This window comes from Winogradskyella sp. (genome assembly GCF_016744625.1).
GTDB lineage: Bacteria > Bacteroidota > Bacteroidia > Flavobacteriales > Flavobacteriaceae > Winogradskyella.
This window is the reverse complement of sequence record NZ_JADGDZ010000122.1, coordinates 1-7,836: the sequence shown is the minus strand read 5'-3', so window position 1 is coordinate 7,836 and position 7,836 is coordinate 1. Positions and strand designations below refer to the sequence as shown.

General features: G+C 31.6%; 6 protein-coding genes. 3 read left to right on the top strand and 3 right to left on the bottom strand.

The annotated features are described in order from the left end of the window. Both QZZ53_RS16110 and QZZ53_RS16105 read right to left on the bottom strand, forming a co-directional pair. Positions 1-1,523, bottom strand: a 1,523-nt coding sequence (locus QZZ53_RS16110) for a hypothetical protein (protein ID WP_296386589.1), incomplete at its 3' end; no start/stop codon positions are given. Positions 1,524-1,526: 3 nt separating this feature from the next. Next, entirely contained in the window at positions 1,527-2,786 is a 1,260-nt protein-coding gene (locus QZZ53_RS16105; protein WP_296386587.1) for an OmpA family protein, read from the bottom strand. 359 nt (positions 2,787-3,145) lie between these two features. Between QZZ53_RS16105 and QZZ53_RS16100 the strand changes: the two genes are divergently transcribed. Genes QZZ53_RS16100 through QZZ53_RS16090 form a run of 3 tightly spaced genes read left to right on the top strand, consistent with a single transcriptional unit; the run spans position 3,146 to position 6,372 of the window. Then, the gene (locus QZZ53_RS16100) at positions 3,146-4,546 is read left to right on the top strand and encodes an arginine decarboxylase (RefSeq protein ID WP_296386586.1); all 1,401 of its coding nucleotides are present in this window, start codon (positions 3,146-3,148) and stop codon (positions 4,544-4,546) included. Next, positions 4,536-5,408, top strand: coding sequence for an agmatinase (gene speB / locus QZZ53_RS16095; protein WP_296386584.1), 873 nt, complete (start codon positions 4,536-4,538; stop codon positions 5,406-5,408). Before QZZ53_RS16100 ends, speB begins: the two co-directional genes overlap by 11 nt. Continuing rightward, positions 5,398-6,372, top strand: coding sequence for a deoxyhypusine synthase family protein (locus QZZ53_RS16090; RefSeq protein WP_296386582.1), 975 nt, complete (start codon positions 5,398-5,400; stop codon positions 6,370-6,372). Before speB ends, QZZ53_RS16090 begins: the two co-directional genes overlap by 11 nt. Positions 6,373-6,388: 16 nt before the next feature. Here QZZ53_RS16090 and QZZ53_RS16085 read toward each other — a convergent pair whose 3' ends face one another. Beyond that, positions 6,389-7,807, bottom strand: a complete 1,419-nt coding sequence (locus QZZ53_RS16085) for a mannosyltransferase (RefSeq protein WP_296386591.1) — start codon at positions 7,805-7,807, stop codon at positions 6,389-6,391. Between the last annotated feature and the right edge of the window lie 29 nt (positions 7,808-7,836).

The window sequence follows — 7,836 nt, the reverse complement described above, 5'->3', positions numbered from 1 at the left end:
CTATATATTATTTCTTGTAATTCGTATAGATGATAATAACCAGAATATTCGGATGTGTTTTCATCTATAATTTTTGCGTAAACACCAATTTTATCATTAATCATCCATAACTTTTTTTTCATATCATAGCCGTTGGATACTTCTATTACTGTACAATCAAATGTACCAGCTGCTGTTGTAATTTGTTCATTTCCGGCTTCTCTAAACATGTACTCATTTAATGGATATAATGGGTGATTATTATCTGTATTTGGTCCTTGCTCTGGGTTTCCTGAATTATCATAACCTTTGAAAACATCTTCAATAGTAAAGCCTTCGTCTTCTATATTTGCGATGACATTCGTTGTTAATATTTCGTTTTCAAATACCTCCTTATCTTCATCATTAAAATCATAACTATAGACGAGTTGATTTATATTTAGTATGTCTTTCTTCATTTCACGCCAGTTTAACCACGGCAATTTTTCGTTTTCATATTTAGGATTACCATCTTCTGAAAAGAACTCTTCATAGGTGAATGAAAGGTGCTCTAAATTATTAGTGCTTTCTACGGTTGTGATGTTTTCAAATTTTTTATGTGCTATAAAAATTTTGCCATTGTTTTCTAACTCTAAGTTTTCTTCATTAATTTCAATTATTTTGTTTTTTCCATTAAAGGTGTCTTCTCCACGCAGTCCAATCATATTAAAAGACATTTCTTGTCTATCAAAAACCCATGATCCTTTCATTCTTGACTCCATTCCTTCTTGTTTCTTAATGATTATAAATTCATCAGGTTCGTTAAATGTTAGAACTAATTTTGATTTAGGGTTTGTATGTTCAAATTCCCACTCTCCAATTAATCCAGATTTTTTATTAGCTGTTGCAATTTTTTTACGGTCAATTTTAAAAAAATATAGTTTTGAATCTTCTATACCTAAAATAAGCGATGTTTCATTAGCTTCTATAATAGTATGTTCACCATTAAGTTCATCTTCTTTTTCTCTAACATCAAAGCATATTTTTTTAGTCGCTTTGTTATAATCCCATTTTCCAAACATAATTTCCTGCCAATAGAAAATTCCATTACTACTAAAACTTATTAACTGACCTATAAAATCAGTTTTACCATCTTTTTCCACTTTTTCTAGTATCCATTCTCCTATAAATTTGTTATTTAGTTCTTTGCCTTTAGGAAGGCTTATTCTTTTAAGAATATTAATTTCGTCTTTAGAGTTTTTTAGTTTTAATTCCTTTTCATCAAGTGTTTTTATCTCGTTTTCACCATCTATACCTTCAAAATGGAAACAATCTATAGTGAGTGTGTTTTCTGATTTGTTTATTAACCAAGTTCCTATATCTCGTTCTGAGGCTCTAATTTGTCCTGATTCTTTAAAGGTTATATATGTGCTAATAGAATCTGTTTTGCCATTGTATAGGTAAGTTTCAGTAAATTCCCAAATACCTTTTAAATCTGCTTCCTGAGCATTAGAAAACCCAATACTTATTATCAGAGCAATAAGTAATAAATATATTTTTTTCATGATTTAAAACTTTACAAATTCTACACGTCTATTGTTGGCTTTTCCTTCTGGAGTATTATTATTGTCTAGTGGTTTAGATTCTCCAAACCCATTAGATTTAAGTCTATCTTTAGAAATGCCCATGGCAATCAATTTGTCCATTACGGTTTTACCTCTTGCTTTAGATAATGTCATGTTTGCATCATCGCTACCATCGTTATCTGTGTGACCTTCTACACTAAAGTTGAGGTCTGGTTGTTTTTGCATGAGTTTGAATATTTTATTAATAGGACCCATACTTTCGGGCTTTAGAGTAGCCTTGTTGACGTCGAATTTTATACCGTTTACAATAATTTTTCCTTCGGACAAGACTCTGTCATAGTATTTTACACCACCTTTTGCAATACGGAAGTTTTTGAGATATTGATTTTCTTTCAAAGAATTTATCGTTATTCCCCAAGGATTTCCTTCGAGATGTGGTATGTTTATTAAGCGTGTGTCATCCATATAGGCTTTAAATTTTCCTTTGGTGTAGGCGATAGCAATATGTCTCCATTTTCCAATAGGTTCGTTGCTCCAACCTAATTTTTCGGTTCCAGGATATCTTTTATCAGTTTCTTCAAATTCAATTCCATTAGGATAAATTGTAAAATTTCCTCTAAGTCCATTGTGCCTTTGATTTTTTAAATCTTCAAAATAGATAAAGTATCTATTGGCAGTAGTCTGCCCTTTGTCAAACCAGACATCGAATTCTATAGTGAAAACTTCTGGAAGATAATCTTCGTTCGAATTTTTTAAATAAGGAATAATTTGACCGCCTCCATTTAAAAACATAATCACATTTTCGCCATTTACATTTCCTATTTCACAAGCTCCTTTATACAAATCCCATCGACTAGGAAATTCGCCATTTTCTTCATCTATATTTGGTCCATCTTCAAAAATTACAGTGTCACCTGGTACAAAATCGAATTTACTCCAAATAACTTTTGGTTTTTGAAGTTTTTCTTTTGAGTTAGTTTTGTTTTTTTTCTGATTTAAACTATCAGTTTTCTTTTTGCCGTCTAATTCATTTTCAGCTTTATCAAATTCTTTATCAATCTTTTTATTGATACGTTTCTCAGCTCTTTTTTCAGCTTCTTGTTCGATTTTCTTTTCCGCTTTCTTTTTTAAGCGTTTTAAAACTTGTGCATTGGAGTCTAGTGGCACAGCGATTAAAATACTTATGACTAAGAGTATTTTAAATAGAAGTTTAAAACGCATTTTTATCTGTGAAGTTTTCATAATATGAGGTATTAATAGATTTTATACATCGAAAGTATAGATGCATCTTTAATTAAGAAATGATATTCATCATTGTAGTAAAAATCTTAATCAATTAAAATTTAGTAAAGCCTCACAGCCTGTTAATTTTATCTGAGTCTGGCAGTCTGTTAATTGTCAGTTATTGTTTGTTGGTTCTTCGTTTTTAATGTTTAGCAATAGAAAATGAACAAGATGAAAATCTTTAGATTTTCTGAGTATACATTGCTTAGCAATTGTTTACATGTGCCTTAAGTTTGAAGTCAAGCATTATATAATGTGAAAGTAGCACACACTATACTTATATTTATTAATTTACACTCGACTATTTAATTTGCATAATGAATACAAAATACATTGATCTTATAGATCAATCTTTCAATTTTCCTCAGCAAGAGTTTAAGCTAGAGGGTAAATCTCTACAGTTTCATGATATTGATCTTATGGGTTTGGTTGAGCAGTATGGATCACCTTTAAAATTTACCTATTTACCTCAAATATCTAATAACATTCAACGTGCTAAAGACTGGTTTGTAGCGGCTTTTAAAAAGTATGACTATAAAGGAAATTACAACTATAGCTATTGCACCAAGAGTTCGCATTTTAAACATGTTTTAGATGAATCCTTGGCTAATGATATACATATAGAAACTTCATCTGCTTTCGATATTGATATTGTAAAATCACTTAAAAAAGAAGGTAAAATCACAAATGATACTTTTGTGTTATGTAATGGTTTTAAACGCGAACAGTATATTTCTAACATTGCTAGTCTTATAAATGAAGGTTATCATAACTGTATTCCGATTATAGATAATTACGAAGAAATAGATTTATTATCTCAAGAGATAGAAGGTAAATTTAAAATAGGTATTCGTATTGCGGCAGAAGAGGAGCCAAAGTCTGAGTTTTATACCTCAAGACTTGGTGTTGGTTATAAAAACATTGTACCTTTTTATAAAAATCAAATTCAGAATTCTGATAAAGTAGAATTGAAAATGCTGCATTTCTTTATTAGTACAGGTATTAGAGATGATGCTCATTATTGGAGCGAACTACTAAAATGCCTAAATATATATACAGAACTAAAGAAAATATGCCCTGAGTTAGAGAGCCTTAATATTGGTGGTGGTTTTCCGATTAAGAATTCTTTGACTTTTGATTTTGATTACCAACATATGGTCAATGGAATTGTAAATCAAATCCAAGAATCTTGTAAACAAGCAGGTGTAAGCACTCCTCATATTTTTACAGAATTTGGAAGTTTTACTGTTGGTGAGAGTGGTGGTGCAATTTATAAAGTGTTACATCAAAAACAGCAAAACGATCGCGAAAAATGGAATATGATAAATTCGTCTTTCATAACAACTCTGCCAGATACTTGGGCAATTAATAAGCGCTTTATTATGTTGCCATTAAACCGTTGGGATGAACCTTATGAACAAGTATTATTAGGTGGTTTAACTTGCGATAGTGAAGATTATTACAATAGCGAGAAAAATGTCAATGCTATTTATTTGCCAGAATTTGATAAAAATGAACCTTTATATATTGGGTTTTTTAATACAGGAGCTTATCAAGAAACAATTGGTGGATTTGGAGGTTTACAACACTGTCTTATTCCGACACCAAAACATCTTTTAATAGACAAAGATGATAACGGAAAGATAACAACTAAAGTTTTTAAAGCACAGCAAAAAAGTGAAGATTTGCTTAAGATATTAGGATACGATGACCATTAAAACCTATGCTGGTATTCCAGAAGAATTTTCAAAATTAGAAACATCTAAAATTGTTTTGATTCCTGTGCCTTATGATGGTACAAGTACTTGGCAGAAAGGTGCTGATAAAGGACCTGATGCGTTTTTGGAGGCTTCAGAAAACATGGAGCTTTATGATATAGAAACAGACACAGAAGTTTATAAAAAAGGTGTTTATTTAGCTGAAGCTGTTATAGAGAATAGCTCACCAGAAGCGATGGTGGAAGCTGTACATGAAGCAACAAAAAAATATATAAAAAAGAACAAGTTTGTAACCATTTTTGGTGGTGAACATTCTATTTCAATAGGGACGATTAGAGCATTTAATGAAATGTATGAAGATTTAACTGTTTTACAAATTGATGCTCATGCAGATTTACGCGAAAGCTATGAAGGTACAACATGTAACCATGCTTGTGCTGTATATGAAGCTAGCCAAACAACCAACTTAATACAGGTTGGTATTCGCTCTATGGATGTGATTGAAAAAACGATTATGGACGAAGAGAAAACTTATTTCGCTCACGACATGGCTGAAGATGATGGTTGGATGGATTCCGCAATAAACCAAATGACAGAAAATGTCTTTATTACATTCGATTTAGATGCTTTAGATCCATCCATTATGCCAAGTACTGGTACTCCAGAACCTGGAGGTTTATTGTGGTACGAAACATTAGAGTTTTTAAAAGATGTGTTTAAAGAAAGAAATGTGGTTGGTTTTGATATTGTAGAACTTTGTCCTAATGGACACGATAAATCTTCAGATTTTTTAGCCGCAAAATTGTATTATAAGATGTTGAGTTATAAATTTAAAAATGATATTGAAGAAAATGACAACTAAAGGCCAAATATCACAATTTATAGAAAAGTATTATTTACATTTTAATTCAGCAACTTTAGTAGATGCAGCAAAGGCTTACGAAGATCAATTAAAGTCTGAGTCTAAGATGTTAGTGTCTTTAGCAGGTGCAATGAGTACTGCAGAAATAGGCAAGATTTTCGCCGAAATGATTAGACAAAACAAAGTCCATATTATATCCTGTACTGGTGCAAATTTAGAGGAAGATATTATGAATTTAGTAGCACATTCACATTATAAACGTGTGCCAAACTACAGAGATTTAACACCTCAAGATGAATGGAACTTGTTAGAAAAAGGCTTAAACCGTGTTACTGATACATGCATACCAGAAGAAGAAGCGTTTAGAAGAATTCAAGATCATATTATAAAGATCTGGAAAGATGCTGAGGCTAAAGGAGAACGTTATTTACCACATGAGTATATGTATAAATTACTGTTATCTGGTGTTTTAGAAGAACACTACGAGATAGATATAAAAGACTCTTGGATGTATGCAGCAGCACAGAAGAACTTACCGGTTGTTTGTCCAGGATGGGAAGATAGTACAATGGGAAATATTTTTGCAAGCTACGTTCTTAAAGGCGAATTGCAAGCAAGTACCATAAAGTCTGGTATTGAGTACATGACGTATTTAGCAGATTGGTATACAGATAATTCTGAAAATGGGATAGGTTTCTTTCAAATTGGAGGAGGCATTGCTGGTGATTTTCCAATTTGTGTGGTGCCAATGTTATCTCAAGATATGGAGCTGCCAGAAACACCATTTTGGAGTTATTTCTGCCAAATCAGTGATAGTACAACGAGTTATGGTTCTTATTCTGGTGCAGTACCAAACGAAAAAATTACTTGGGGAAAATTAGATATTAATACGCCTAAATTCATCATAGAAAGTGATGCGACAATTGTTGCTCCTCTTATTTTCGCTTACTTACTTGATATGTGATTTAATGATAAAAGTTTTAAATTCTAATTCGTTTTTTTAATACAATTTCCCAAATAAAAGCAGCAAATACAATCATATATTCTAACTCAATAATCCATAGGTTTTCTGAGTTTGAAGAGTTAGAATATGCTAAATAGCTAAGAACCAGTGCAACTGACCAAACCAATGGAAATCTATAATTCGTAAATACACAAAGAAGTACTAAAGTGGCAATATACCAAGGATGTACTGTGGTGCTTAAAAACAAGTAGCATGCAAAAACAACTACTATTGAAGTGGTTAATTTCGGAATTGTATTATTCTGTTTAAAGAATGAAAACCCTAAAATTATTAGTAAAGATAGTATTGGGAGCACTTTCCCAATAATAGCAATTTCATTATAACCAGTTATGGCAAAGCCTATTTCTCTTATGAGATAATAGATACTTGCATTAAATTCAAACTTACCAAACCATAAACCAACCGTTTGAGAATAGTTGTTTATGAATTCCATAGAGAAGAAAGGAAGGAAAAGAAGTAGAGTTGTTATGCCTACTATAGCATAAAACAGAATCAATTTGAATATGTCATTGTGAGGAACTTGTGACGTTGCAATCTCTTTCATAGAAACGGATTGCTTCATTTCATTCGCAATGACGTTACCTTTTTTAAACCACCAAAAAAACAAAGGTAAAAACATCAAAGGAATAAGCTTTACAGAAATAGAACAAGCTAAAACCACAGCAGCCCATTTCCATTTGCCAGAATGCAATAAATACAAACTCCAAACGAGGAAGAATAACATCACACCTTCAAAATGAAGATTCCCTGTGAGTTCAATAATGATAAATGGATTGAGTATATACCAAAAAACCCTATTTGAAGGTAGTTTTAAACGTTCTAAAAGCTTTTTGCCAAAATATAAAGTTCCTATGTCTGCAGCAATAATTAAAGTTCTAAGAATGACTATAGAACCTAAAATGCTTTTTCCTGAGAACAAAGCTGCAATAGCGAAGCATAACTGATTTATAGGCGGATAATTAGTGAAATGTGATGAACTCAAAGCTCCCATACCATTATATAATTCTTGAGCTTGTGCGATTGGAAGTTTTCCGTTTTCAATAAATGAGTCTGGCGAATATAGGTAAGGATTTAGTCCTTCTAAAATCATACGACCATCCCAAATAAAGCGATAAAAATCTTGTGATAAATTAGGAATTGCAAACAAAAATAAAAGCCGGAATAGTATTGCCGAAATCACCAAAAGCCTGAAATAGAAACCAGACGTTTTTATAATTTTGAAGGCAAAGACAAACAAAGCAGTATAAAGTAATAACAACTTTATAATGTCAGTTCTCACCAAATCATAAGCAAAAGATAGATAAAAGATGCTACTCAATAGAACAAAGAGCAGAGGTGTTTTATGATATTTAAATAAGTTGGTTAATAAAGACATAAAATCAAAGATAGAATCTTTATTTGAAC